Annotated in this window: 24 protein-coding genes; 13 read left to right on the top strand and 11 right to left on the bottom strand. The window is 62.8% G+C overall.

What is annotated here, in order from left to right; translation table 11 throughout:
* The 3 genes from AB4Z15_RS17185 to AB4Z15_RS17175 form a co-directional block, all read left to right on the top strand.
* A partial coding sequence (locus AB4Z15_RS17185) for a pyridoxal 5'-phosphate synthase lyase subunit PdxS (RefSeq protein ID WP_442018252.1) occupies positions 1-654 on the top strand: 654 nt, incomplete at its 5' end.
* A gap of 51 nt (positions 655-705) precedes the next feature.
* Positions 706-1,809: an S-(hydroxymethyl)mycothiol dehydrogenase gene (locus tag AB4Z15_RS17180; protein ID WP_431117795.1), complete on the top strand. Its 1,104-nt coding sequence runs from the start codon at positions 706-708 to the stop codon at positions 1,807-1,809.
* A complete protein-coding gene (locus AB4Z15_RS17175; RefSeq protein WP_442018251.1) occupies positions 1,809-2,432 on the top strand; it encodes an MBL fold metallo-hydrolase in 624 nt (207 codons plus the stop codon). Before AB4Z15_RS17180 ends, AB4Z15_RS17175 begins: the two co-directional genes overlap by 1 nt.
* 24 nt (positions 2,433-2,456) lie before the next feature.
* Here AB4Z15_RS17175 and AB4Z15_RS17170 read toward each other — a convergent pair whose 3' ends face one another.
* Entirely contained in the window at positions 2,457-3,749 is a 1,293-nt protein-coding gene (locus AB4Z15_RS17170) for a LuxR C-terminal-related transcriptional regulator (RefSeq protein WP_442018250.1), read from the bottom strand.
* A gap of 148 nt (positions 3,750-3,897) precedes the next feature.
* On the opposite strand from AB4Z15_RS17170, the gene hxlB reads away from it, so the two are divergent.
* The gene (gene hxlB, locus AB4Z15_RS17165; protein ID WP_442018249.1) at positions 3,898-4,488 is read left to right on the top strand and encodes a 6-phospho-3-hexuloisomerase; all 591 of its coding nucleotides are present in this window, start codon (positions 3,898-3,900) and stop codon (positions 4,486-4,488) included.
* A gap of 82 nt (positions 4,489-4,570) precedes the next feature.
* Positions 4,571-5,194, top strand: coding sequence for a 3-hexulose-6-phosphate synthase (gene hxlA, locus AB4Z15_RS17160; RefSeq protein WP_442018248.1), 624 nt, complete (start codon positions 4,571-4,573; stop codon positions 5,192-5,194).
* Between the two features lie 104 nt (positions 5,195-5,298).
* Here the strand turns inward: hxlA and AB4Z15_RS17155 are convergent, their stop codons facing one another.
* Positions 5,299-7,452 (bottom strand): amylo-alpha-1,6-glucosidase, encoded by a 2,154-nt coding sequence (locus AB4Z15_RS17155; protein WP_442018247.1) that lies wholly within the window; start codon positions 7,450-7,452, stop codon positions 5,299-5,301.
* A 288-nt stretch (positions 7,453-7,740) separates the two neighbouring features.
* Between AB4Z15_RS17155 and AB4Z15_RS17150 the strand changes: the two genes are divergently transcribed.
* The 7 genes from AB4Z15_RS17150 (at position 7,741) to AB4Z15_RS17120 (ending at position 14,386) form a co-directional block, all read left to right on the top strand.
* Positions 7,741-8,082 (top strand): hypothetical protein, encoded by a 342-nt coding sequence (locus tag AB4Z15_RS17150; RefSeq protein ID WP_442018246.1) that lies wholly within the window; start codon positions 7,741-7,743, stop codon positions 8,080-8,082.
* 93 nt (positions 8,083-8,175) lie between these two features.
* Complete coding sequence (locus tag AB4Z15_RS17145; RefSeq protein ID WP_442018245.1) at positions 8,176-9,546, top strand: cryptochrome/photolyase family protein; 1,371 nt, start codon at positions 8,176-8,178, stop codon at positions 9,544-9,546.
* 168 nt (positions 9,547-9,714) lie between these two features.
* A complete protein-coding gene (locus AB4Z15_RS17140) occupies positions 9,715-11,214 on the top strand; it encodes a CoA-acylating methylmalonate-semialdehyde dehydrogenase (protein ID WP_442018255.1) in 1,500 nt (499 codons plus the stop codon).
* On the top strand, positions 11,214-12,287 hold the full coding sequence (locus tag AB4Z15_RS17135) for an enoyl-CoA hydratase/isomerase family protein (protein WP_442018244.1): 1,074 nt from the start codon (positions 11,214-11,216) through the stop codon (positions 12,285-12,287). The genes AB4Z15_RS17140 and AB4Z15_RS17135 overlap by 1 nt, the downstream gene beginning before the upstream one ends.
* Positions 12,284-13,207, top strand: coding sequence for a 3-hydroxyisobutyrate dehydrogenase (gene mmsB, locus AB4Z15_RS17130; protein ID WP_442018243.1), 924 nt, complete (start codon positions 12,284-12,286; stop codon positions 13,205-13,207). The genes AB4Z15_RS17135 and mmsB overlap by 4 nt, the downstream gene beginning before the upstream one ends.
* A 37-nt stretch (positions 13,208-13,244) precedes the next feature.
* Entirely contained in the window at positions 13,245-14,024 is a 780-nt protein-coding gene (locus tag AB4Z15_RS17125) for an enoyl-CoA hydratase (RefSeq protein ID WP_442018242.1), read from the top strand.
* Positions 14,025-14,089: 65 nt separating this feature from the next.
* On the top strand, positions 14,090-14,386 hold the full coding sequence (locus AB4Z15_RS17120; protein WP_442018241.1) for a DUF4190 domain-containing protein: 297 nt from the start codon (positions 14,090-14,092) through the stop codon (positions 14,384-14,386).
* A gap of 197 nt (positions 14,387-14,583) precedes the next feature.
* On the opposite strand, the gene AB4Z15_RS17115 is transcribed toward AB4Z15_RS17120, so the two are convergent.
* The 4 genes from AB4Z15_RS17115 to AB4Z15_RS17100 all read right to left on the bottom strand — a co-directional run bounded on the left by AB4Z15_RS17115 (position 14,584) and on the right by AB4Z15_RS17100 (position 18,935).
* Entirely contained in the window at positions 14,584-15,264 is a 681-nt protein-coding gene (locus AB4Z15_RS17115; RefSeq protein WP_442018240.1) for a TenA family protein, read from the bottom strand.
* A 341-nt stretch (positions 15,265-15,605) separates the two neighbouring features.
* On the bottom strand, positions 15,606-16,625 hold the full coding sequence (locus AB4Z15_RS17110) for a hypothetical protein (protein ID WP_442018239.1): 1,020 nt from the start codon (positions 16,623-16,625) through the stop codon (positions 15,606-15,608).
* 57 nt (positions 16,626-16,682) lie between these two features.
* Positions 16,683-17,192 (bottom strand): MarR family winged helix-turn-helix transcriptional regulator, encoded by a 510-nt coding sequence (locus tag AB4Z15_RS17105; RefSeq protein ID WP_442018238.1) that lies wholly within the window; start codon positions 17,190-17,192, stop codon positions 16,683-16,685.
* A 24-nt stretch (positions 17,193-17,216) separates the two neighbouring features.
* The gene (locus AB4Z15_RS17100) at positions 17,217-18,935 is read right to left on the bottom strand and encodes an AMP-binding protein (protein WP_442018237.1); all 1,719 of its coding nucleotides are present in this window, start codon (positions 18,933-18,935) and stop codon (positions 17,217-17,219) included.
* Between the two features lie 137 nt (positions 18,936-19,072).
* On the opposite strand from AB4Z15_RS17100, the gene AB4Z15_RS17095 reads away from it, so the two are divergent.
* A complete protein-coding gene (locus AB4Z15_RS17095) occupies positions 19,073-20,293 on the top strand; it encodes an acyl-CoA dehydrogenase family protein (protein WP_442018236.1) in 1,221 nt (406 codons plus the stop codon).
* Between the two features lie 78 nt (positions 20,294-20,371).
* Here the strand turns inward: AB4Z15_RS17095 and AB4Z15_RS17090 are convergent, their stop codons facing one another.
* The 5 genes from AB4Z15_RS17090 to AB4Z15_RS17070 form a co-directional block, all read right to left on the bottom strand.
* Positions 20,372-22,009, bottom strand: coding sequence for an APC family permease (locus AB4Z15_RS17090; protein WP_442018235.1), 1,638 nt, complete (start codon positions 22,007-22,009; stop codon positions 20,372-20,374).
* Between the two features lie 378 nt (positions 22,010-22,387).
* Positions 22,388-24,028, bottom strand: a complete 1,641-nt coding sequence (locus tag AB4Z15_RS17085; RefSeq protein WP_442018234.1) for a GMC family oxidoreductase — start codon at positions 24,026-24,028, stop codon at positions 22,388-22,390.
* Positions 24,029-25,540 carry an aldehyde dehydrogenase family protein gene (locus AB4Z15_RS17080; protein ID WP_442018233.1) on the bottom strand — a complete coding sequence of 504 codons (1,512 nt, stop codon included), beginning with the start codon at positions 25,538-25,540 and terminating at the stop codon, positions 24,029-24,031.
* Between the two features lie 173 nt (positions 25,541-25,713).
* Entirely contained in the window at positions 25,714-26,007 is a 294-nt protein-coding gene (locus AB4Z15_RS17075; RefSeq protein ID WP_442002736.1) for a hypothetical protein, read from the bottom strand.
* Positions 26,008-26,214: 207 nt separating this feature from the next.
* Positions 26,215-26,958 carry an SDR family oxidoreductase gene (locus AB4Z15_RS17070; protein ID WP_442002735.1) on the bottom strand — a complete coding sequence of 248 codons (744 nt, stop codon included), beginning with the start codon at positions 26,956-26,958 and terminating at the stop codon, positions 26,215-26,217.
* Positions 26,959-26,960 lie beyond the last annotated feature (2 nt).

The raw sequence follows: 26,960 nt of genomic DNA, 5'->3' as shown, positions 1-26,960 counted from the left end.
GTCATGGCCAAGGCCCGCATCGGCCACTTCGTCGAAGCCCAGGTCCTGCAGTCCCTCGGCGTGGACTACATCGACGAGTCCGAGGTCCTGACCCCGGCCGACTACGTGAACCACATCGACAAGTGGAACTTCACCGTTCCCTTCGTCTGCGGCGCCACCAACCTCGGTGAGGCCCTGCGCCGCATCAACGAAGGCGCGGCGATGATCCGTTCCAAGGGCGAAGCCGGCACCGGCGATGTTTCCAACGCCACCGGCCACATGCGCAAGATCCGTTCCGAAATCGCCAAACTCGCAGCCCTTCCCGAAGACGAGCTGTATGTCGCGGCCAAGGAGCTGCAGGCCCCGTACGAGCTGGTCAAGGAAGTTGCCGCCACGGGCAAGCTCCCGGTGGTGCTGTTCACCGCCGGTGGCATCGCAACCCCGGCAGATGCTGCGATGATGATGCAGCTCGGCGCTGATGGCGTGTTCGTTGGTTCGGGTATCTTCAAGTCCGGCAACCCCGCAGAGCGCGCTGCCGCCGTCGTGAAGGCGACCGCCTATTACGATGATCCCGATGTCATCGCCAAGGTCTCCCGCGGCCTGGGCGAAGCCATGGTCGGCATCAACGTCGATGAAATCCCGCAGCCCCACCGCCTCGCCGAGCGCGGCTGGTAAGTTTCGTAGGACGCCCACCGTTCCGTTTTGCGACTGAGAAAGGAACCGATCGTGGTTCACAAAGTAAAAGCTGTCATCGCCAAGGAAAAGAACGCTCCGGTTACCTTGGAGACCATCCTTGTCCCGGATCCAGGGCCGGGTGAGGCGTTGGTGGATATCCTCACCTGCGGTGTGTGCCACACCGATCTCCACTACCAGCAGGGTGGCATCTCGGACGATTTCCCGTTCCTTCTCGGCCACGAAGCCACGGGCGTGGTCAGCGCGGTAGGCCCGGATGTCACGGAAGTCGCCCCCGGCGACAGGGTCATCCTGAACTGGCGTGCGGTGTGTGGTCAATGCCGTGCCTGCGCAAAGGGCCAGCCGCAGTACTGCTTCAACACCCACAACGCCACCCAGAAGATGACGCTGGAAGATGGCACTGAGCTTTCGCCGGCACTGGGAATCGGTGCCTTCGCCGAGAAGACCCTCGTGGCTGCGGGGCAATGCACCAAGGTAGATGATTCAGTGGATCCCGCCGCAGTAGGTCTGCTGGGATGCGGCGTGATGGCCGGCATCGGGGCAGCTATCAATACCGGCGAGGTCAAGCGCGGCGAGTCCGTGGCCGTCATCGGGTGCGGCGGCGTCGGCATTGCCGCGATTGCCGGTGCCAAGCTGGCCGGTGCCACCACCATCATTGCCGTGGACATCGATGCCAACAAGGTGGACATGGCCAAGTCCCTGGGAGCCACCCACGGAGTGAACTCCAGCCTCGAGGATCCGGTAGAAGCTATCCGGGCCCTGACGGGAGGCAACGGCGCAGACCTGGTGATTGACGCCGTCGGACGTCCCGAAACGTACAAGCAGGCTTTCTACGCCCGCGATCTCGCAGGCCGCGTTGTCCTGGTTGGTGTTCCTTCGCCCACCGCCACACTGGAGCTGCCGCTGCTGGATGTCTTCGGCCGCGGCGGATCCTTGAAGTCCTCCTGGTACGGCGACTGCCTGCCTTCCCGCGACTTCCCAATGCTGGTGGAGCACTACAAGCAAGGCAACCTGAACCTGGACGCCTTCGTGACCGAACGCATCACCATCGACCAGGTGGAGGAAGCCTTCGCCCGGATGCAGGAAGGCAAAGTCCTTCGCTCCGTGGTGGAAATCGAGCCGGCGGTGGCGCTCTGATGGCCGTCACCGTACAGAACCGGGTCACTTCCGGAACGTTTTCGCTCGACGGCGGCACCTGGGACGTGGACAACAACGTCTGGATTGTTGGGGACGAGCAGGAATGCGTCATCATCGATGCCCCGCACGATGCCCAGGCCATCATCGAGCAGGTGCAGGGCCGCAAAGTACTGGCCATCCTGCTGACCCACGCCCACAACGACCATATTGGGGCCGTGCGGGAGGTTGCTGACGCCGTTCAAGCACCCATCTACCTGCATCCCGAGGACTTGGTGTTGTGGGAGCAGGTCTACCCGGACACCACACCGGACAAGTACCTCAGCGACGGCGACGTTTTCACCGTTGCGGGAGCCGAATTGCGGGCCATCCACACGCCGGGCCACTCGCCCGGATCCACGTGCTTCCTGCTTGAGGAACAGGACACGGTCTTCACGGGAGACACCCTGTTCAACGGTGGTCCGGGAGCAACCGGGCGGTCCTACAGCGATTACCCCACCATCCTGGCATCCATCCGGGAACGGCTCCTGACACTGCCCGCCCACACGGTGGTGCGCACCGGGCATGGGGACAACACCACCATCGGAGCCGAGCGCGAGACGCTGGCCCTTCTAGAGAAGAACTAAGCGTAAGGCAGGACTAGGGTTCGGCTACCGGAGTCCCGCACTGTGCGCCAAAGCGATGGCCTCAGTGCGGGACCGGACGTCGAGCTTCCGGAAGAGGTTCCGGATATGGAACTTCACAGTATTTTCGCTGACGTTGAGTTCAGCGGCGATGGCCCGGTTACGTTGGCCGGCCGCCAGTAGTTGAAGGACTTCCAGCTCCCTCGCCGCAAGGCCCCACGCCGCGACATCCCCTGCCGGCGCTGATGGTGGATCCAGCGGCAGCACAACGGAGATGTCGGCTCCCCAGCCCTGCATGACGTCCAGGCTCATCCTGCCGTCAACGGCCTGCACGCGTTGGCGCAGGCGTTCGATGTTGGGAGCCTCAGGGGATAGCTCGCCCCTGCCATCGTCACGGACATTGATGAGCAGGTTCTCGCCGTCGCAGTCCCACTGTGCCCGGACACGATGCACGTCGGGTTGCTCGGCGATGGCCAGGACGAGGCCTCGAACCACAGCGCGGGCGGCGTGGGCTACTTCGCCCGGCAATGCCCTGCCGTTCGCAGGCGGTTCGATGAACTGGATATCGATGTTGCTGAAGTGCATCAGCGGCCGAAGGTCCTCGCGAAGCCTTTCGAACGCCGTGCTGACCGGTTCCTCCACAAGATCGCTGGTGCGGTCGTTCAAAGTGCGCAGGCTGATCAGGGCCTTGACGGTCATGTCGGTCACGGCCGTACGGGCTGCGTGGTCGTCCATGGAGTTGGATCTCAAGGCCGCGAGCACAGTTTCCAAGGTGGTGGAGTGCTGATCCACCAACTCGGCAGTTACGCGGATCCGCTCCGCTGATGCGGCGCGGGACTCCAGAAGGTACGACGGCGGCGCGTCAGAGACCTTCTCCTGGATACGGGCCGCTGTGAGCCGCCAAAGGTAGGAGAGGACACGCTCCGCATCTTCTGCCAAGCCTTCTGCAGGATCCGTGAGGACCAGGAGGGCGTTACTCGGTGCGTAGCCCAAGGCCAGTACATCCCGCTCCGTCCCCCCGACAACAGCCTTGCCCCGCCACGGTTCCTCGTCTGGAATCGCGGCACGTACACGGTCCAGTTCCGGAATGGAAACCCTGCTGACAATGCTTTCCTCGCCCGCCTTCTTTTGCGGCCGGCCCGTGCAGTCCTCGGTGAAAATCACCAAGGCGCTGGACTTGATGAACGGGGCCAGCGCACCACGCAGGCTCTCTGCAATACGCATCAAGGGTGCCTGCGCTATTTCCGCGACGGCGTCCAGAAGCTGCCACGGAAGGGCCCCGGTATCCGGGCGGCGTTTGCTATCGGTCAGCTGGGTCATGGAAGCAGCCTAAGGGAATATGAGCCACGTTAACTACCCAAAAGGGTGGTATGAACTGCTCGTTTTCGGCGTTCCCCCTACCCGAACTAGCCGGAAGACTTGTCCGTAGGCCCGAAAGGCTTGAGCACCTATCCACGAAGGAGTGAATGTGAACGTCACCGCAGAAACAGCAACTGCCACGAGTGCGGACGTAGCCGGCAATGTATCCCTGATCCTCGGCGAAGTCGCTGACACTACTTCCGGCATTGACTACGCTCAGTTGGCCCATCTTGCACACAGGATCAGTGGGGCCGGGCGTGTGTTCCTCGCCGGAGCCGGGCGCAGCGGCCTGGTCCTCAGGATGGCTGCCATGAGGCTGATGCACCTTGGCCTGACCGTCCACGTCGCAGGTGACACCACCACGCCGGCCATCAGTTCCGGAGACTTGCTGGTGGTCGCGTCCGGTTCGGGTACGACGTCGGGTGTGGTCAAAGCTGCCCAAACCGCACTTGAGGCCGGTGCACAGGTTGCTGCCATCACCACCAACGCCTCCTCGCCCCTGGCGGGGCTGGCCGACGCCTTGGTGATTATCCCGGCCGCCCAAAAGACGGACCACGGTTCCAACATTTCGCGCCAGTACTCCGGCAGCCTCTTCGAGCAGGCGCTGTTCCTCGCTACAGAGTCGGTTTTCCAGACGCTGTGGGACGCCGCCGACGAACCCGCTGAACAGCTCTGGCTGCGTCACGCCAACCTCGAATAGGCCTGACTTAGCTGCTCAGTTGAGCTAGCTGCTTGGGGCCGACTCCAACTCACCAACAACCCACAAAGAAAGTAAGAACACTATGAAACTTCAAGTCGCACTGGACCTCCTCACCACCGAGGCCGCCCTGGAACTGGCCGGCAAAGTAGCCGAGCACGTTGACATCATCGAGCTGGGCACCCCGCTGATCAAGGCAGCGGGCCTCTCCGCAGTGACCGCGATCAAGGAAGCACATCCCACCAAGATCGTCTTTGCCGACATGAAGACGATGGACGCTGGAGAACTCGAAGCCGACATCGCCTTCAAGGCCGGCGCCGACCTCGTCTCAGTGCTCGGAACTGCAGACGACTCCACCATTGCAGGGGCCGTCAAGGCAGCCCAGGAGCACAACAAGGGCATCGTGGTTGACCTGATCGGCGTCGCTGACAAGGTCACCCGTGCAAAGGAAGCCCGCGCTCTCGGGGCCAAGTTCATCGAATTCCACGCCGGCCTGGACGAGCAAGCCCAGCCTGGCTTCGACCTTCGCGGACTCCTTAACGCCGGTGAAGAAGCCCGTGTACCGTTCTCGGTTGCAGGCGGTGTCAACCTGTCCACCATCCAGGCCGTGCAGTTGGCCGGTGCCGACGTAGCCGTGGCCGGCAGCGCCATCTACAGCGCCCTTGATCCGGAACTGGCTGCAAAGGAACTCAAAGCCGCTATCCAGTAAGGCCTGTTACTACCTCACGCAACCCGCTTGATGTCGCCCGGAAAGTACCCTTTTAGAGGTGCTTTCCGGGCCGCTCGCTTTTTTGGGACTCCCTTATTTGACGCCTACTTTTCCGGGCTCGGAAGGTGCGCCTGTTCCAATAGCTCAGTGAGCCAGGGTCGTTGCGCATGGTGGAACGTCAACCCCTCCGGCAGGCCTTGGACCGAGGGTTTGGAACCGCTGATGTCGATGGTGATTCGGCCGCTTCCCATGGGGGCGTTGCCGATGTGGAGGTCTCCGAAGGATGGCGGCAAAACGGGGTCGAGCCAGACGCCGCCCAACGAAATGTGCGTGTCATAGCGCATGAGGCCCATGACCAGTTGAATGGGAGTTGTGGCGGCCCATGCTTGGGGTGAGCAGGCGGTTGGATAGGGAACCGGTTCGCTGAACTGTTTCCGGTCGAAGCCGCAGAAGAGTTCCGGGAGCCGGCCACCTGAATACTCGGCGGCTTCCAGCAACGCTGTGGCAATCCGTTGTGCTTCTTCCACAAAGCCGTACCGCAGCAGCCCTTGGACAATCAACGCATTGTCGTGCGGCCAGACTGAGCCGTTGTGGTAGCTGGCCGGGTTGTAGGCGCCCATGTTGCTGGCCAACGTCCGGATTCCCCATCCACTGAACATTTCCGGGGACATCAGGTGCTCCACCACAGAGGGGGCCTTGTCCTCATCCATCAAGCCAAACCACATGGTGTGGCCCATGTTGGAGGCGCATGCGTCAACAGGCCTCTTGTCGCGGTCCAAAGCGACGGCATAATAGCCCTTGTCCGGAAGCCAAAACTCTTCGTTGAACTTTTGCTTGAGGCGATCCGCGCGTTCCTGAAGCTCCGCGGCCAAGGTGAGGTCGCCGGCGTCGTACGCTATCCAGGCCCGGGACGTATAGGCGCCGTGCACGTACGCCTGGACTTCGCACAGCGCCAAGGGCGGTTCGGCAAGGGTGCCATCGGCAAAGTTGATGCCGTCCCAGGAGTCCTTCCATCCTTGGTTGATGAGCCCGTGCTCATTGGGGCGACCGTACTCCACAAAGCCATCGCCGTCCCGGTCGCCGTAATCGCGGATCCACTCAAGGGCGCGGTCCGCATTGGGAAGCAGGGCCGCAATGGTTTCCTTGCCGAAACCCCAGCGGCTGACCGATCCCAGGACAACCACGAAGAGCGGGGTGGCATCAACGCTGCCGTAGTAAGTGGACTTTCCGCCGAGAGCGAGGCCGCTGGAGACATCGAGCCTCACCTCATGCAGGATCTTGCCCGGTTCTTCCTCGCTGACCGGATCCACCACTGTTCCCTGGCGGTCGGCCAACGTTCGGAGCGTCCCCAAAGCGAGGGAGGGGTCAACGGCCAACGCCATCTCGGATGCCCAGAGGGAGTCGCGGCCGAACAACGTCATGAACCATGGGGCGCCGGCGGCCACAACCACCCTGTCCGGATGGTCCGGATCCTGGATCCTGAGGGCGCCGAGGTCCTCGTAGCTGCGCCGCAGGGTCCGCTCAATGGATCGATTGCCAATATGCAGGACGGGGATCTTGTCCACCCAATCTTGCCGACGCCGGTCGCTGGGCGACATTTCCCCGCGTGCTGGATGGACGAAGGGTGCCACGACGCCATCGGCGGTTGGCAAAACAGTGACCCGAGTGCTCCATTCCCCGAAAGGTGGAATCGTGGTCCTGAAGCCCAATGCCTTTGCTCCCGCACCCGCACCTTCGGCCTGGATGACGACGCTTTTTCGGAAACCCTCCCACCGGCCACGGATTTCCAGGGAATTGCCCTCAGGAAGCCGGGTTTCGGTCCAGTGACGGGTGATCCTGGCCTCCTTCACTTCAAAGAGGTCCGCGAAGTCAGACTCGACCGTCAGCAGGATCCGGCAATCAGCTGCCTTGGTGGAGTAGTTCCGGACTGTGATCTTCTCCAGGATTCCGGCTCCGACCTCGCGCAGGCGCTCCACCAGCAGCGGACTGTCCGCATATCCGTCCGAACGGGGCACCCGGCAGGCAAAGAGCGCCCGGTAAGGTTCCTTCGTCTCCGCGGCCAGTGGCTCAAGTGGTTGTCCGTTGACCGTCAATTCCCATTTGGACAGGATCCGGGTATCCAAATGGAAGACCCCCTGCGGTAGCTCCGGACGGATGTCTCCGTTGGCAGCGGAAATGCAGAATGATGAGCCTTCCACCAGCGTGACCGTGCCGGAGCCAAGGGGCCCGGCGGCAGTATCGGCGTTCCAACCAGCCACGTCTATGCCTCCAATCAGGGCGGAACGATGGCCCGCACAAGCGGTTTTGCTCGGCTTGCCTGGGAGTCGGCTCGGCCGTATGTGTAGACGTATCCGAAGCTACGCCGATGCGGCAGTGGGCACCAGAGGCATGTAGGTTCGTTTAGCAGGGACGCAACGCCGATGCAATCCAGAGTTCACCTACTTTCCAGTACAGGCGAAGCTCAAGAGGACTATAGTGGGGGAACAGGACATTCGCTGATGCAGCCCGGCGGCCCGTTTTTAACTTCCGCCACCGGAGGCCCCGCAATGACCGACACCCAAATCAGTAGTTTTCTGAGTGACTGTGTGGTGTTTGATGATGACACCGAGGAGGGGCTGGATTTTGACACCCTCTACGGCCTTTACATCAGTTGGTGCGTCCTCGGACGCAAAGTGCCCATTCCTGATTCCGCTTTCAGGACCGCCCTTGAACTTGAAGGATTGCGCGCCAGGAAAGATCATGGCCAGCGCGTCTACCCCGGCCTGAACATGGTGGGCGCCGCAGCCAGGGACTACGTGATGAACAGTGTCCCTGTCTGGACTGAAACCGACAACAGGGTACCCGTAGTGACCCAGTTAAGTGAGGACTCGGTTCCTTCCTTGAGGTAACCCCCTTTGAGTTCCCGAATTTGAGCACAGCTGATGCCCTTAGGATGCATTCCTGGGGGCATCAGCCATACACGAGCCCGGAAGAGGGTAATAGTGAAGCCGGCCATCGTCTGGTTCCGTGACGACCTGAGGGTCACGGACAACCCTGCCCTGTGTGCCGCCGTCGATGATGGCGCGGCGGTTGCGCTCTACATCCTGGACGAAGAATCGCCCGGCATCCGCGCCCACGGCGGTGCCGCACGCTGGTGGCTGCACCACTCGTTGACGGCGCTGCGGGACCAACTCGCAGCGCTTGGAGTGCCGCTTCTGCTGCGTCGGGGACCGGCCGCCCCGGTCGTTCAGGAAATCACGAGGGCGATCGACGCGGGCGCGCTGTTCTGGAACCGCCGGTACGGTCCGGCGGAGCGGACGGTCGACGCCGGGATCAAGGCGTGCGCTCGTGATGCCGGTATTCATGTGGAGAGTTTTCAGGCGTCCCTGCTGCATGAGCCGTGGGAAGTCACCACCAAGACGGGCGGCCAGTACAAGGTTTTCACCCCGTTCTGGCGGACTGTTTCAGCCCGGGACTTCCGGGACCCGTTGGCTGTGCCGGAAGAAGGGCGAGGCTACGCTGGCCAACTCCCTGCGCTCGATTCGCTGGAGTCATGGCACCTGCTGCCCACCACGCCGGACTGGTCCGCAGGGTTGCGGGAGGCGTGGACGCCAGGATCGGTTGCCAGCCACCAACGGCTCAAGGAGTTCGTGGCGGATGGACTCACCGATTACGACGAAGGCCGAAATCGCCCGGATATCGATGGCAGCAGTTGCCTTTCGCCGTATCTGCGGTGGGGTGAGCTCAGCCCGTTCGAGGTTTGGCAGGCGCTGGCTACCAAGAGATCGGAAAGCACAAGTATTTTCGCTTCCGAACTCGGCTGGCGCGAATTCTGTTGGCACCAGTACTTCCACAACGCGGATCTCGCCACAGCGAACCTGCGCAAGGAGTTTGACCGCTTCCCGTGGGCTTGGCCGGATAGTGACGGTCACGAGTCTGCAGCAGGGGAGCTCCGCGCCTGGCAGCGGGGCCGCACCGGATTCCCCTTGGTGGACGCCGGGCAGCGGCAACTCTGGCAGACGGGGTGGATGCACAACCGGGTGAGGATGATCGCGGCGAGCTTCCTGGTGAAGAACCTGGGCATCCATTGGCAACTCGGCGAACAGTGGTTCTGGGACACCCTTGTGGATGCTGACCCGGCCTCAAACCCTGCCAACTGGCAATGGGTGGCGGGCTCAGGGGCGGACGCTTCGCCGTTCTTCCGGATCTTCAATCCAGAAGCCCAACGCATCAAATTCGATCCCCACGGCAAGTACATAGCGCGCTGGATCCAGGAGTTCGGCACGCCGGATTACCCGGAGGAAATCGTGGATCTCAAGACCACCCGGCAGGATGCCCTGGACGCTTACAAGGGACTCAAAGAGGTTCACTAGCTAGTGCCCGGTGTTGAATAGGGCCGGAAAAACCTCCTCTGGAAATTAGTAGGAAGTCCGAGTATATTCGGTTCAGAGATGACCTGGCTCACAGTCGCTGAGGCGTTCCTGCCGACTACTGGAACCAGCCGTACGGCAGTCATTCACGATGCAAAGGAGCATTCCACCATGGTGCGCGAGCTTTCACACTACGTAGACGGCCAGAGGATCGACGGCACGTCCGGTCGGTTCAGCGATGTCTACGATCCCTGCACGGGCGAAGTGCAGGCGCGGCTTCCGCTGGCCAGCGCGGACGAGGTCCGCAACGCGATTGCAAATGCCGAAAAGGGCCAGCTCGAATGGGCGGCAATGAACCCACAGCGCAGGGGACGCATCCTGCTCAAGTTCGTGGACCTGGTCAACGAGAACATGGACGAGCTCGCCAAGCTCCTGTCCTCCGAACACGGCAAAACGTTTGCCGACGCCAAGGGCGACATCCAGCGCGGCATCGAGGTAGTCGAATTCTCCGCAGGGGCGCCGCACCTGCTCAAGGGTGAGTTCTCGGACAACGCGGGGCAGGGCATTGACGTGCATTCCCTGCGCCAACCGCTGGGCGTGGTTGCGGGCATTACGCCGTTCAACTTCCCGGCCATGATCCCCCTCTGGAAGTCTGGGCCAGCGCTCGCAGCCGGCAACGCCTTCATCCTCAAGCCCTCCGAACGGGATCCCTCTGTTCCGCTGCGGCTCGCCGAGTTGTACAGCGAAGCCGGCGTTCCCAACGGCGTCTTCAACGTGATCAACGGTGACAAGGAAGCCGTTGACGCACTGCTTGAGGATCCGCGCGTCAAGGCCATTGGCTTCGTCGGCTCCACGCCGATCGCCCAGTACATCTACGCCACGGCGGCGGCGCACGGGAAGCGCGCCCAGTGCTTCGGCGGGGCGAAGAACCACATGGTGATCATGCCCGACGCCGATCTGGACATGGCTGCCGACGCCCTGATTGGTGCCGGCTACGGCTCCGCGGGCGAACGTTGCATGGCGATCTCTGTTGCAGTCCCGGTGGGCCAGGAAACAGCGGATGCCCTGGTGGCCAAGCTGACCGAGCGCGTCAAGGACCTCAAGGTTGGGCACAGCCTGGACAAGGACGCTGACTTTGGTCCCGTGGTTGCTGCTTCCGCCAAGGAACGGATCGAAGGCTACATCCAGTCCGGCGTTGACGAAGGCGCAACCCTTGTCACCGACGGCCGCGGGCTCACTGTGGACGGCTATGAGGGCGGCTTCTGGGTTGGGCCCACGCTCTTCGACAACGTCACCAAGGACATGAAGATCTACAAGGAAGAGATCTTCGGCCCGGTCCTCAGCGTGCTGCGCGCGGCTGACTATGACGAAGCGCTCAGGCTCTGCAGCGAGCACGAGTTTGGCAACGGCGTCGCAATTTTCACCCGCGACGGAGACTCCGCCCGCGACTTCGCCAGCCGCGTGGAAGTGGGCATGGTGGGCATCAATGTCCCCATTCCCGTGCCGATCGCGTATTACACGTTTGGCGGCTGGAAAGCCTCGGGCTTCGGCGACCTCAACCAGCACGGCGCCGATGCCTTCCGCTTCTACACCAAGACCAAGACCGTGACGTCGCGGTGGCCCTCCGGCATTCGACAGGGCGCCAGCTTCATCATGCCGGCAGGCAGCTGATGGGGGCTTTGGACGCAGAAGACGTTCTTTTCCGGCGCCGCGGCCATCTTGGCATCATGACGCTCAACCGGCCCCAGGCAGTCAACGCCCTCAGCGCGGGAATGGTGAAAGCCATGCTCCAGCAGTTGACTGCCTGGGCTGACGACGACGCCGTGGTAACCGTCCTGGTGCGCGGCGCCGGCGACCGTGGGCTGTGCGCCGGCGGCGACATCGTGGCCATCTACAAGGACATGTTGCAGGGCGGAACGGAAACGGCGGAGTTCTGGGCCGACGAGTACCGGCTGAACTCGCTCATTGCCCGTTACCCCAAGCCCTATGTTGCCTTCATGGACGGGTTGGTGCTGGGCGGCGGCGTCGGGGTTTCGGCGCACGGCTCGGTGCGCATCGTTACTGAGCGGACGCGCACCGGCATGCCTGAGACCACCATTGGTTTCGTGCCCGACGTCGGCGGCACCCTTTTGCTGTCCCGCTCACCCGGGGAGACGGGAACCCATGCGGCCCTGACCGGCGCCCACCTCACGGGGACAGATGCCCTGTTCCTCGGCCTGGCGGACCACTTCGTGCCGTCCGAAAGCCTGCCCGCACTGGCGGAAGCGTTGGAAAGCTCGACGGCGGAGGACGCCGTCGGGCGCTTTGCCCAAGCGGCGCCGGACTCGCCCCTGGCCGCCCAGCAGGAGTGGATCAACGCCGCCTTTGCCCAGGATGACGCGGAGGAGATCGTACGGAGTTTGCGCTCGCTGGGGGATTCTTCGCCCGAGGCAGCTTCCGCGGCCGACACCATTGAGAGGAAGTCGCCCACTTCCGTGAAGGTCACTTTGGCATCCTTGCGGCGCGTGCGGGGGATGTCGCTGGAGGAAGCGCTGGACCAGGAGTACCGGGTGGGATTGCGCTGCCTGGCCGGGCCCGATTTTCGTGAAGGCATCCGCGCACAGGTAGTGGACAAGGACCGGAACCCGCAATGGAAGCCCGCCACGCTGGCTGAGGTGCGCGAGCCCGACGTCGAGGGCTACTTTGCATCCCTCGGTGAGCGGGAGCTGGGGCTCGCAGTTAACCAGTTGAAGGAGACGATATGACAGAGAACGCAGCATCGGCAACGGGACTGATCGCTTTCCTCGGACTCGGCCATATGGGCGGACCCATGGCGGCCAACCTGATCAAAGCCGGGCACGACGTGATCGGCTATGACCCCGTGCCGGCCGCCGTTGAGGCAGCCAAGGAGCACGGGATTCCCATGGCGGCCACCGCGCAGGAAGCCGTGGACGGCGCGGCCGTGGTGTTGACCATGTTGCCCAGCGGCAAGCACGTGCTGGACGCGTACCGCGGTGTTGACGGGCCCGGGCTGCTGTCGGTTGCCGCGCCGAACACGTTGTTCCTGGATTGCTCCACGATCAATGTCGACGAGGCCCGGCAGGCCGCCGTAATTGCCTTGGAAGCGGGACACCGTTCCGTGGATGCGCCGGTTTCCGGTGGCGTTGTGGGTGCCGAGGCCGGCACCCTGACTTTTATGGTGGGCGCTTTGCCGGAGGACTTTGAGACCGTCAAACCCATCCTGGAACTCATGGGCAAGAGGATCGTGCACTGCGGGGATCACGGTGCCGGGCAAGCAGCCAAGGTCTGCAACAACATGATCCTGGGTGTATCCATGATTGCTGTCGCCGAAGCCTTCGTGCTCGGGGAGAAACTTGGACTGACGCACCAGGCTTTGTTTGATGTCGCTTCCAACGCTTCCGGTCAGTGTTGGGCCCTGACCACCAACTGTCCTGTTCCCGGTCCCGTGCCTACAAGCCCGGCCAACCGCGACTACCAGCCCGGCTTTGCCGGGGCGCTGATGGCCAAGGATCTTCGGCTGGCTGTAAACGCGTTGGAAAGCACAGGAGTTGCAGCGGAAATGGGACCGTTGGCATCCCGGATCTACGATGCCTACGCCGCCGGCGAGGGCGCCGGACGTGACTTCTCGGGCATCATCACGGACATTCGCGATAAGTCTGTGTGAGAGTTCTGTGTACATGACGTTGGGTGAGAGGGAGAGCATGACGGAGCAGTACGGGAACATCCTGGTGGAACGCCGGGGCCGCGTTGGTCTGGTGACCTTGAACCGGCCGCAGGCGCTGAATGCGCTGAACACAGCACTCATGAACGAGCTTGTGGACGCGGTGACGGCGATGGACACCGATCCTGACATCGGCGCGGTGGTCATCACAGGATCCGCCAAGGCGTTCGCGGCGGGCGCCGACATCAAGGAGATGTCCTCCAAGAGCTACATGGAAATGTATGCAGCCGACTGGTTCCGCCGCTGGGAGGACCTCACGCGACTCCGCATCCCTGTCATTGCCGCGGTCTCCGGCTTTGCCCTGGGCGGGGGCTGCGAATTGGCGATGATGGCGGACTTCATCATTGCCGGGGACAACGCCAAATTCGGCCAACCGGAAATCAACCTGGGTGTCATTCCGGGAATGGGCGGCTCCCAGCGGCTCACACGTGCCGTTGGCAAGGCCAAAGCGATGGACATGGTCCTTACGGGCCGTTTCATGGACGCCGAGGAAGCTGAACGCTCCGGACTTGTCTCCCGGATTGTCCCCGCAGCCGAAGTGATTGATGAGGCAGTGAAAGCCGCCGAGGTCATCGCTTCCAAGTCCAAGCCCGCAGCCATGGTGGCCAAGGAAGCCGTCAACGCCGCGTTTGAAATGGGTCTGGCACAGGGCGTGCTTTTCGAACGGCGCGTGTTCCACTCGCTTTTCGCCACTGAGGACCAGAAGGAAGGCATGGCCGCGTTCAGCGAGAAGCGGCAGCCCGAGTTCAAACACCGGTAGTTGATTGGCCACGTTTTGGGATGCGCGAGGATAGACTCGTTGGCACCGACAAATGGGGAGAGAACATGTCAACGGAGATCGTTCAAACCGGCCAAACGGAAGCATCCGCCCAACCGATCAACCGCCAGGCCATCGTGGCGGCAGCGATGGCGGTGCTGGCCCTTGTTGGTCTGTTCTTCGCGGGGATGGCCGTCATCGCAATCTTCGTTGTGGGCGCAGGTCACGTGGCCCTCAACCAGATCCAGCAACGTGGAGAACGCGGACGGCCCTTTGCCATCGGTGCCCTGATTGTTGGCTATGGCATCGGCCTGCTGTCCTTGGGCTCAGCCCTCATCTTCGCGTTTACCTCCGGTATTCACTAAGCCTTTCTGCGTCACGACCCGCTAGTTGTCCCCTCTTAAAGAAGGGATAGCCAGGCAACGAGGTGGGGGACGTGATGACGGCGCGGTTCTGCGATAACGACGACTGCTTGGAAGGCTGGCACTGGACACAGCTTGGGGAGTTTCCTGAGCCATGCCCGGAGCAGGCTGAGGATGAGCCGCTTGCTGTGGAATTACCCCTAAGCCAGGACGTCTGACGGGGCGACGTTTGACGGAACCAGGGCCGCATCGAAGAACGCCCGCTCCAGCCGGACTGCTTCGGCGAACGTCTTAGCGACGCGGGTGCGGTCTTCCGGCGACACAGGTTCGACGGCGTTGAACTCGTCGCGTAGCCATGTCACCCAGGCGTTGTACTCGGGATTGTTGTGCAGGCGGATCCACTCCGAATGTTTCGGTGCGGTGGGCCATGCCGCAGGATCCCCGGCTCGCGCGGCCCAGTCCCCGTACAGCCATTCGGCAACAAGGAGGACAGCCAGGACGTCCGGGTAGGAACGGGTAGCCAGGGCGCTGCGCATGAGGGCGTCGAAGTCGCGCGTCACGATTCCCAGTGCCGGTGCGCTTCGATCAGCCTCCGGAACGTCCAGTTCGTTGAAGCAATCCTGGAAGTACGTGTTCTCGTCCGAGGCGAATGCGCCCAGGACGCGCGCGAACACCAGACGGGAACGCAGTGCTGGAGCTGAAGCCACTGCTTGCCCGAGGAGTGCTGTGAAAGCGTCGCAGAACTGGTAATCCTGCACGAGGTAGCGTCGCAGGTCGTCATCGGAAAGACTCCCGCTGAGCAACTGGTCCACGAACGGATGATTGATGGCGGCGTCCCAATCGTTACTGCACTCGTGCTTGAGTTCTTCGGCAAAGCCCACGTGTTTCCTCCTGAAGTGTCAGCAACGCACCCTAGCAGCCCATGATGACTTCGGACAGCACGACGCCGGCCGGGCAGTCAGACTGACTATCCGGCCGGCGTCGTTATTTTCTTGGGCTATGTGGCCCATTCAGCAGATTGTCCGGCTCCTTTCCGCGTGCATCGGGTCCGGCCAGTTGCCGACGAAGTCGGGCCAAAAGCCGATATCCCGGCTGGCGGATACCCTTGCGTGGTTGCGGACGGGAATCTGGATCTTGCGAAGCATGAGTGCCTCCTGACTGATGAATATGCCTGCGGCGGTTGTCGCAGGTGGTGGTGCCTGCCAAAGCAGGAACCACCGCATCAGTCAGGTCGGGACCTTGGATCGTACGAAGGTTGTGGTGCTGCGCTTCGTTGCGGGTCCATGACAGGTCCAGCTCGAGGCGGGGGCAACGGTGAGAGGACGTCCGGAATGTCGGATGCTCCGGGGGCCGAGGCGCTTGAGCCCCGGGCTCCTGATGAGCCCGCAGCGCTTGGCGTCAAGGCTGGATGAAGCGGCGGGTCCGGAACGGGATTCACGGGACTGGGCATTGCCGCGGGCGGAATGCCCACCGGATCATGCATTGAAAAGGGCAGGGGCAGGCTGATGCCTCCGAGCAGAGGTGCCCCGGCTTGCGTGGATTGGAGTACGACGGCGAGGGGCAGCGTGGGAGCGCCTGCGGGCGAGGTAGTGGCGTCCCGGAGGGTCGGCACCGCAGGCGGGGCGACGTCGAGCGGGGTTGGTAGCTGGTTTGGCACCGAACCCGGCAGGGGGTTTGGCAGCGGGTTTGGAACCGGGCCGGGCAGCCCGGGCAACTCCGGCACGTCGGGTAAGCCAGGCAGCGCGGGCACTGGAAGCGCGGGCACTGGAAGTATGTCAGGTACTTCGGGCAGGAGGCCGGGGACATCCTCCACTGGAAGTAGCCCCGGTACCTCGGGAACTTGACCGACGAGCGGGATTTCGGGGACGGCCACCGACGGGAGTACAGGAACGGCGGGAACACTTGGGATCGCTGGTGCGGTGGGTAGCGCGGGAACTGCCGGAGCAGCAGGTAGTGCGGGAACTTCGGGAACCACCGGGAGCGGTTCCAGAGCGGAAACCACTGAGTCCACTGTGCCGGTCACAGGCGTGACGGACCGTGTTAGAGAAGTCTCCGAGTTCTGCGTGACCGCCGTGGTACCGCCCGGCAGCGGAGGAATGACAGGCCCAATGTCCGTCGCTGCCGAGGAAGGCCCGGCCAGCAACATTATCCATGCGGTGGACCCCAGCACAGCCAAGAGGAAAGCGCGCAGGAGTGCGCTGCGGCGCTGTCCTCTTCGGCGTTGTCCCGGGTCCTTGGCCATGGCTCCACCCCCAACTGCGGCAATGGAACTTTAGGATACGCTCGCCAGCGCCGTGAGTCACTCCTCCGTGAAGTCACCGGCATCCCGGCGGAAGGTGCCCAGGACGCGGATAAGGTGATCGACGTCGTCGTCTCCGAAGCCCGATTTACCGAAAACTTCGGAGTTGAGGGCCGCCGTCGCCTTCTTCGCGAGAGTGCGGCCTTCGGCGGTGAGTTCGATCAGGGTGGTCCGTCCGTCGGTTGGGTGCGGGGAACGGGCCACCAGGCCGGCTTTTTCCAAACGGTCGACGGCGTTGGTCACCGAGGTGGGGTGTACCTGCAGGAGCGCACTTGCCTTGTTCATGGGGAGTGCGCCGCTGCGGGCGAAACTCAGCAGCGCGAGGAGTTCGTAGCGTGCGAAGGTCAGTCCGAACGGTTTGAGGACGGTTTCGATGCGCGCAAGCAGGATCTGCTGTGTGCGCATGATCGCGGTAATGGCAGCCATGGGCGCGGCAACATCGCCCCAACCATGCCGTTCCCAGTTGCGTTGGGCGTCGGCGATGGGGTCGCGGGGGAGTGGGGTGCCCATGGGCCTCCTTCGTTGCTCGGGTGGCTAGTCTTTCAGATTCGGGAACTCTTCCTCGGTGTACTCCAGGCCGAGACCCGCCGGCAGGGGTCCGCTACCGTGGCGGGCCACTTCTGTGCCGCGTAGTTCCACACGCCTGATCTTGCCCGAAATGGTCTTTGGCAGTTCGCCGAATTCGAGTCGCCGGATCCGTTTGAAGGGCGCCAGATGCTCGCGGCAGTACCGCAGGATGTCCTCCGCAACAGCGGGTCCGGGTTCGTAGCCGGCGGCGAGCACTACAAACGCCTTCGGCACCGACAGTTTCACGGGATCCGGTGAAGGCACGACGGCGGCCTCCGCCACTGCGGGGTGTTCGATGAGTACGCTTTCGAGTTCGAAAGGCGACAACCGGTAGTCGGAGGATTTGAAGACGTCGTCGTCCCGGCCCACATAAGTGATGACCCCTTCGGCGTCCCGGCTGGCCATGTCTCCGGTGTGGTAGTAACCGTCGCGGAACGCTTCTGCTGTTTTCGCTTCGTCGCCGAAGTAGCTCTTCATGAGCCCCACTGGGCGGGGGTCCAAGCGCAGGCAGAGTTCGCCGTCGTCGGATTCCTTCCCGGTGAGGGGATCGACCAAGACGACGTCGTAACCAGGCAGCGGCCTGCCCATGGAACCGATCTTCACCGGCTGCGCGGGGGTGTTTGCGATCTGGACGGTGGATTCGGTCTGGCCGAAACCGTCGCGGATGGTCACGCCCCACGCTTCCTCCACCTGGCCGATGACCTCGGCGTTCAGCGGTTCGCCGGCGGACACCACTTTCTGCGGCGGCAAGGTCAACTGTGTGAGGTCCGCCTGGATGAGCATGCGCCAGACAGTGGGGGGTGCACAGAAACTTGTGACTCCTTCGCGGCCCATTTGGTCCATGAGGGCGGCCGCATTGAAGCGTTCGTAGTTGTAGATGAAGACGCAGGCCTCGGCGATCCAAGGGGTGAAAACGTTGGACCAGGCGTGCTTGGCCCAGCCGGGAGAGGCGACGTTGAGGTGGACATCGCCGGGTTCAAGGCCGATCCAGTACATCGTGGACAGGTGGCCCACGGGGTAGGACGTGTGGGTGTGCTCCACGAGCTTGGCGCGCGAGGTGGTGCCGGACGTGAAGTAGAGCAGCATCGTCTCGTCCGCTTTGGTGGGGGCGTCAGGCTTGAACTCCTGCGGTGCGGAGAAGGAATCTCCATAATGTTTAGCTTCCGCGTTGGTGCGTTCCCCGCCGATCTCGATCAGCGTGTAATCGCCCTCCACAGCGGTGAACTTCCCGATGTTGGCGCTACCCGCGGCCACCCAGTTGGCACCGCCGCGTTCCACGCGGTCCTGCAGATCCCGGGCACCCATAAGGGTGGTGGTAGGGATCATGACGATGCCCAGTTTGATGCCAGCCAGCATGAGCTCCCAGAGCTCCACCTGGTTGCCGAGCATGATGATCATGTGGTCCCCGCGCTTGACGCCCTCGTTGCGCAGCCAGTTGGCAAGTTGGGAGGAACGCTGTGAAAGGTCCGCAAACGTGCGCCGGGTGGAACTGCCGTCCTGCTCAACGATGACCAGTGCGGGCTTGTTTCCCCGTTCCGGATCGGCAGCGATCTGGTCGAACCAATCCAGGGCGAAGTTGAACTCGTCAAAATGTGGCCATTCGAATTCGCTGTGCGCCTGCTTGTAGTCCTCGCGCAGTTCCAGCAGCCGGTCCCGCGCCGCACGGAAGTCTTCTGTGACTGTCATAGTCCGCCTTTCGCTGGGGGGATCGTGCCTCGGCGCCGTCGCCGGAGCATCCCGCCTAGTGGTCCACATCACCTTGCAATATACTAGGACATCCAAGGGTTTGGAAGAGCCTGCGTTGGACATGACGAAGGGGTCAAATGCTCGACGAAAAAGCAGCTGCCGGCACCGTTACCAGCGGCGAACCGATACAGAAAATCCTGCCTCCTTATCCGGAGGCGGACCTGATGCACGTGGTGGACCTGCTTCCTGCGGGGGAGCGTGAGCGGTACGCGGACGTGCGGGAGTTCCTCCAAACGCGGATCCGTGCCGCCAGCATCGAATACTGGAACCGCGAAGAGTTCCCGTTCGGGCTCCTGGCCGAGATGGCCAAATATGGACTCGGCGGGCTCCAGACCGACGGCTCCTCCAAGCTGTTCAAGGGCCTCATGTACACCGAGATTGCCCGGGCAGACGTGTCGCTTTCCGCACTGGTCGGCATCCACAACGAACTCATCGTGGGCATGATCCATGAACTCGGCTCTCCCGAACAGAAGCGGAAATGGCTTCCGGGGCTGGAGGCCTTCACCCACTTGGGCGCCTTTGCGCTCACGGAACCGGACCACGGTTCGGACATCGCCGGAGGACTCTCGACGACGGCGCGACGCGACGGCGACGAATGGGTCATCAACGGTGCCAAGCGCTGGATTGGGGCCGGCACAATTGCCGACTTCGCCTTGGTGTGGGCGCGCGACGTGTCCGATCATCAGATCAAGGGGTTCATTGTGGAGTCGGACCGGGCAGGCTACTCGGCCACAAAGATCACCAACAAGATCGGTCTCCGCATCATGCAGAACGCGGACATCACACTGGACGACGTTCGGATTCCTGCGGATAACCTGCTGCCCGGCGCCACAGCGTTCTCGCGGGCCAATGACCTGTTGCGGGATTCGCGGGCCTGGGTGGGTTGGCAGGCTGCCGGCATCCAGCTTGCGGCCTTCGATATTGCCCGCTCCTACGCCTTGGAACGCAAGCAGTTTGGCAAGGAATTGGCCAGATTCCAGCTCATCCAACAGCAACTAGCTGACATCCTGGGCAACGCCAACGCCTCACTGTCCTTGATGGTGGAACTCGCGCGCATCCAGCAGGCCGGGAAGCTGGAAATGGTGCAGGCCGCAATGTGCAAGGCGACCACAACCCGTTTGGCGCGCTCGTCCGTGGCCATGGGCCGATCCTTGATGGGCGGAAACGGCATCACCACGGATTACGAGATGGGCAAGCTCTTCGGCGACGCCGAAATCCTGTACACCTATGAGGGCAGCTACGAGATCAACTCCATGATCGTGGCCAGGGCGGTAACGGGAAAGTCAGCGTTCGTTTAAGCCGAAAACGAGAGCATCTCTTGGCCCATGGAACGCTGGCGAAGAGATGCTCTCGTTGGTGTGACTCCGAAGTAGCGGCTAGGAACTTTGGGTTAGGACGTGGACAGGCTCCGATGCGGCTTGCTCAGGGGCTGCGGGTTCACGGGACGCTAACCCCGGCGAGGCTGGCTCCGGGGAGGGGGCCGCAGCGGCGTGCTCGGCCAGGACCCCTGTCCGGTGCCTGATACGGAGGCGGTAGAGGAGCGTTCCGCCGATGACTACGGCAGCAACGAACATGACGCCGCCCCACTGCAGGTACCACTCGAAGGGCGGTACTGAGTTGTAAATCTCCGGCCGGGGCCAGATCAGGTTCAGCGTCATCGCGCCGCCCCAGAGTACCGCCAGGATGTTCACGGGCAGCCCCCATTTACCGAGACTGAATCCTGGTTCTGAACCGTCGTCCTTCAGCGGCCACTTCTTGAGGAACCGGCGCCGCAGCATCGGCACCGTGACCAGCAGGTAGGAGAGGTAGATCAGGACGATGCTGATGCTGGAAAGGATGGTGAAGATAGCTGGCTGGGAGATGTTGACGATCAACGGAATCACAGCAACTACACCGATAACGATTGCAGCCACTGTCGGGGTTTTGCGGGTGGGATGCACTTTGCTGAGCTGGCGGCTGAAGGGAAGGTTGTTGTCCCTGGCCATGGCGAACATCATCCGGATAGCTGCTGCATGGACCGCTAGTGTGCAGACCACGACGGCCACCACGATGCAAACCAGGAAGGCCTTGCCGAAGGGGCCGCCCAGCACGGAAAGCACGATGTACTGGAGTCCGCCATCGGCAGCTCCAAGCTTGGGATCGGAAAGATCGGGCGCGGCCAGGATGCCGCCCAGGAGGAGCAGTCCGCCCAAGAGGAAGGACGCCGTCACGGCACGCAGGATGGCCTTGGGAGCGGTGCGCTTGGGGTCCTTGGTTTCCTCGCCCAGGGAACTGGCGGTATCGAACCCGTACATGACGTAGCCGGAGGCCATGGCGGCAATCATGAACACCCCGAAGAAGCCCAGGGGATGTCCTTCGCCGAATCCGGCAGTGTCCAGGAGGACTTCCGGTCCGCGGACGGCGTGCCAGATCAGTGCCGCGATCAGCAGGACGGCCGCAACCAGTTCCACGAACACGCCCACGCTGTTGATCATGGTCATGAGCTTCACGCCGAACGCGTTGATGAGTGTGGAAATGCCGATCATGATGCTGGCAAGGATGACGCCGTTGACGGCGAAGTCGTAAGGACCTGTTCCATCGCCCACCAGTTGGAAGCCACTCCAGATCTGCGGCAAGGTGATTTGAAGGGCCAAGGCAACGGAACCCAGAGCCATGATCGAGGAAATGAGGAGTAACCAGCCTGCCAGCCAGGCCCACGTTCCGGTGGAGAGTCGTTTAGCCCAGTTGTAGACCGATCCAGCCACTGGGTAGCGGCCAGCAAGTTCCGCAAAGCACAGGGCCACCATCAGCTGACCGACGAAGACGATTGGCCAAGACCACGCATAGGCCGGACCGGCCGTGGAAAAGCCGAAGTAAAAGAGTTGAAAAACGCCGGTGAGGATGGAGATGTAACTGACGCCGGCGGCGAAGCTGGCGAACTTGCCGATGCTGCGGTCAAGGGTCTGGGCGTAGCCAAACTCGTCCATGCCACTGGCATCGCTCTTGCTAGGTCCTAATTTGCTGGGTTCTGACATTCGAACTCCTAACTCAGACGTGCACCGAATGGTGATGACCTGCGGCCGCCATTGGTCGCAGTCGAAATCAAAAGGCCGGGCACTACTGTGTGACTCCGGCTGTTCCCCATTGTTGTAACGGGGCCGGCTGGGCCTTCCATGTGGTCGAAGGCCCAGGCCACGCCCGCCAAGCCGCAACCGAATAGGTGTGGCGTGGGTCATAAGAAGAGGTTAGTTCAGATTGAACAGGCGTTCAAGACTTGTCTATGAACAAATGTTCAAGAATAATGCGGGCGTCCTTCTCCGGCTTTGCGCTCGCGGGCCGGAAACGTGTGCGCTGAAACGCCGGTGGGGGCGCTGGGTGCGCCATCCACCGGTGTTTCAGTGGCAATCACCTGCTCAGGCAGGGGTCAAGCTGAAGTCCGCCTCCGCCGTCGTGGTTTCATCCGTCCGGCTTGCCTTGATGAGGTCCGCGCACCGCTCGCCAATCATCATGACCGTGATGTTGGGGTTGACGGTGACGTGTTCCGGCATGACGGAGGCATCGGCAACGCGCAGGCCCATAACGCCCTTGACCCGCAACTCGGGATCCAGGGGTGACATGTCATCGTCCACGGGACCCATCCGGACAGTGCCGACGGGGTGGTAGACCGTGTTGTGGGTTTTGCGGATGTAATCCTGCAGTTCCTCGTCCGTCTGTGCCTCGATACCGGGGGAGAGCTCCCGGCCGGCCCATTCAGCCATGGCCGGCTGCGCGGCGATTTCCCGCGCTTTGCGGATGCCGGCTACCATGACGCGCATGTCGTGGCCCTCCGGATCCGTGAAGTAACGGGGGTCGACCATGGGCTTGTCGCGGAAGTCCCGGCTGCGCAGCCGGACTGTCCCGCGGGAACGGGCGTGGGTGACGTTCGGGGTGAGGCTGAAGCCATTCTCCGTGGTGGGGTAGCCGTACCGCAGGGTGTTCATGTCGAACGGGACAGAGCCGTAATGCATCATCAGGTCCGGGCGATCCAAACCCTCTTCAGTGGGGGTGAAGATGCCGATCTCCCACCACTGGGTGGAGGTCTGCACCATCGGCTGCTTGGCCTCGAACTGCACCACGCCTTCCGGGTGGTCCTGCAGGTGCTCGCCGACGCCGGGGGAGTCGACCACCACCTCGATGCCGTGTGCGGCGAGATGCGCGGCCGGGCCGATGCCGGAGAGCATGAGGAGCTTGGGGGAGTCGATGGCGCCGGTGGACAGGATGACTTCGCGCTGCGCTGTGAGACGGTGGGTCCGGCCGAAAGCTGAGTCAACGACGTCCACACCGGTGCAGCGCTTGTCTGCGTCGAACACCAACTGGCGGGCACGCAGGCCAGTCAGCAGTGTGAAGTTTTCACGTTCGATGATGGGGTGGATGTAGGAGACCGAGCTGGAGGAACGCGTGCCGTCCGAACGGCGATTGATCTGGAAAAAGTTGGCCCCGTTGATCACAGTGCTGCCGTCATTGAACTTTGCCCGGGGGATGCCGGCCTGCTCGCAGGCGTCAAGGAGCGCGACGCCGGTGGGATCCGTCGGTGGCACGTTCATCAGGTGCACTGGCCCCGAGTCGCCATGGTGGGGAGCATCCGGGCCTGCGTCCTCGTTGGTTTCGAGGCGTTGGTACAACGGCCAGGCGGCAGCAGCGTTCCAGCCGGTGGCGCCGTACTTTGACTCCCACTCGTCCAGGTCTTCGCGAGGAGCCCAAAAAGCGATGCAGGAGTTGTGGCTGGAGCAGCCACCCATGACCTTGGCGCGGGCGTGGCGCATGAAGGAGTTGCCGTTCTCCTGCGGTTCCACCGGGTAGTCCCAGTCGTACCCCGACTCCAGCAGTTCCATCCAACGGTCAAGCTGCAGGATCTCGGGGAGGCCGCGGTCATCCGGACCGGCTTCAACCAGCGCCACGGTAACGGAAGGATCCTCGCTCAGACGGGCCGCTACAGCGGCACCGGCAGAGCCGCCGCCGATGACCACGTAGTCGAACCCTCGGTCATTGAGGTTCTCGATGTTGTCGGTGTGCATCTATTTCTCCTTGCTGCGCTCAGCGAACCAGCCGGTTACCTGCGGGTTGGTGTTCTGGTAGATGTGCTTGGCTTCCTGGTATTCAGCGAGTCCAGTGGGACCGAGCTCGCGGCCGACGCCGGACTGGCCAAAGCCGCCCCATTCGGCCTGCGGAAGGTAGGGGTGGTAGTCGTTGATCCAAACGGTGCCGTGCCGCAACCGGCCTGCTACCCGCTGTGCCTTGCCTGCATCCTGCGTCCAGACGGCGCCCGCCAGTCCGTAGATGGTGTCGTTCGCAGTGGCGACGGCTTCGTCTTCCGTGCGGAAGGTTTCCACAGTTACTACAGGGCCGAAGGCTTCGTCGATGACAACCGACATTCCCCGTTGGATGCGGTCCAGGATAGTCGGCTGGTAGTAGAAACCGGCGTCGTACTTCTCCCCTTCAGGCGCCGCGCCGCCACAGCGTAGGCGTGCGCCCTCCGCCACGCCACGCTGGACGTAGGCATCCACCTTCTCGCGGTGGGCTGCGGAAATCAGCGGTCCGGTTTCGGCGGACTCATCGAACGGGCCGCCGAGGCAGATGTCCTGTGCCCTGCGGACCAGCTCGTCGACGAAGCGTTCGGCGATGGATTCCTCCACCACCAGCCGCGCCCCGGCGGAGCAGACCTGACCCGAGTGCACAAAGGCGCCGTTCAACGCATTGTCGACGGCGGCGTCGAAGTCAGCGTCCGCAAACACGACGTTGGGGTTCTTGCCGCCGAGCTCCAGCGCCACCTTTTTGACCGTGCCAGCGGCGGCCGCGGCAATGCGCTTGCCGGTTTCCAGGCCACCCGTAAAGGAGACCAAATCAATGTCAGGGTGCTCCGAAAGGGGTGCGCCCGCTTTGGCGCCCGGGCCCGTCACGAGGTTGGCGACGCCGTCCGGCAGGCCAAGGTCCTTGAGCAACTGCATGGCCAGGATTGCCGTGGACGGGGTCAGCTCGGCGGGCTTGAGGACGAAGGTGCAGCCAGCGGCCAGGGCGGGAGCGATCTTCCATGCAGCCTGCAGCAGCGGGTAGTTCCACGGCGTAATCAACCCGCAGACGCCAACGGGCTCGTAGACAACTTTGCTGACGACGGCGTTGTCCCCGGCGTCGACTACCCGGCCCGCCGACTGCCCGGCGAGCCTTCCGAAGTATTCGAAGCAGGCAGCGATGTCGTCGATGTCGATGCGGCTTTCGATGATCCGCTTGCCGGTGTCCAGCGATTCGGCCCGGGCGAACTTTTCCCGGCGTTCGCGCAGTTCAGCGGCGACCTTCAGCAGGAACGCGCCGCGATCGGGCGCCGGGACGGAGGACCAGACGCCGGAGTCGAAGGCTGCACGAGCGGCAGAAATGGCGCGCTCGGCATCTTCGCGGCCAGCCTCGGACACCGTGGCGACCAGTTCGCCGTCGGCCGGGTTGTGGATTTGGCGGACCGCACCGGACGCAGCCGGCTCCCACGAGCCGTTGATGAAAAGCGTGGATGCGGAATCGGAGAATGTGGCTTGGGTCATACTTGTAGATTAGAGGATCTTGAACATCTGTTCAAGAGAAAATATGAACAAATGTTCAAAGTGGTGCTGGCTGCGCGCTCCGGGGTGATCAGGCACTGCCCTTCCGGGCGGACAACAACGGCGCCCTCCGGTTGCCGGAGGGCGCCGTCGTCGTCTGCGTCCTGCGAGGGCTGTCAGGCCTCAGGTCCTGCGGTCTGGAAATTGTGGACATCGAAATAGCTGATCTCCGGCTGCGCAATTCCGAGTTCGGCTGTAACCGGGCCGAGCTTCTCTTGGTAGAAGGAATCGGCCTGCTCGCGGGTCCGCCACACATCCACGATCCGGGCACCGTTGTCGGTCCCTGATGCCCAATGGAAGAGCCCGCCCGGGGCCCCGGGTCCGCCGGGAGCGAGTCCTAGTCGCTGCACCACTTTGTCATAATCCTCAAGGGTGCCTTCGGTGAAATCCATGATTACTGCAACGGCCATAATGGACCTCCAATGGGAACGGCGGGGGATAGTCCCACTGCCATTCGCAACGCTAGACCTGCCCAAATACTCGGTCAATAGCCTGCTGACGCTGAGTAAGGGGTCTCCTCCACAGGGGCCATTTTGAGTACATTTTTAATCGAAAAGCCGGGAGCGGAGCGCCCTTTTCAACGGTCCTCTGTAAAGGACACCCCGCACACGGTCCGGCTACTGCTGGCTCAGCCACTCCTCAAAGCGGGTGTCATAAATGGTCGCCTCGGTGCCGGGAAGCAGCTCGCCATTCTGGAGCATGGCGTTGAAGTAGCGCGCGCTGGGGTCAGTGACAACCTCGCGGGGGTCGCCACGGAAGCTGAGGCCCTTGCGGATGAGCTCGTCGAGACCGAACTGCTCGGGACCGGCGACCTCAACGGTGGCGTTTTGTGGACTTCCGACGGCGGTGCGTGCAACTGCGGTGGCCACGTCCTCCGCGGCCATTGGCTGGATCCGGGCGGGCGACAGACGAACAATGTTTCCCTCGGTCGCGGCCTGGGCGATGCTCTTGACGAACTCGAAGAACTGCGTCGCATGAACAATCGAATAGGGGACGCCCGATTCCTTGATGAGCTTTTCCTGAGCGATTTTCGCCCGGAAGTAGCCGCTCTCCAACAGTCGCTCGGTGCCCACGACCGAAAGCGCGACATGGTGCCCGACACCGGACTCCTTCTCCGCAGCGAGCTGGTTGCGGGTGGAGGTTGTAAAGAAATCGAGCACAGCCGCATCTTCAAACGAGGGCGAGTTCGACACATCGACTACGGTGTCCGCTCCCTGCAAGACATCCGCGAGGCCCTCGCCCGTGAGCGTGTTCACGCCTGAGTCAGGGGAAGCGGCAACTGCTTCGTGTCCATGTTCGCGGAACTTGCTGACCAGCTTCGAGCCGATCAGGCCAGTGCCGCCGATAACTACGATCTTCATGA

The organism is Paenarthrobacter sp. 2TAF44 (genome assembly GCF_052114885.1).
GTDB lineage: Bacteria > Actinomycetota > Actinomycetes > Actinomycetales > Micrococcaceae > Arthrobacter.
This window is presented reverse-complemented; position numbering and strand designations above follow the sequence as displayed.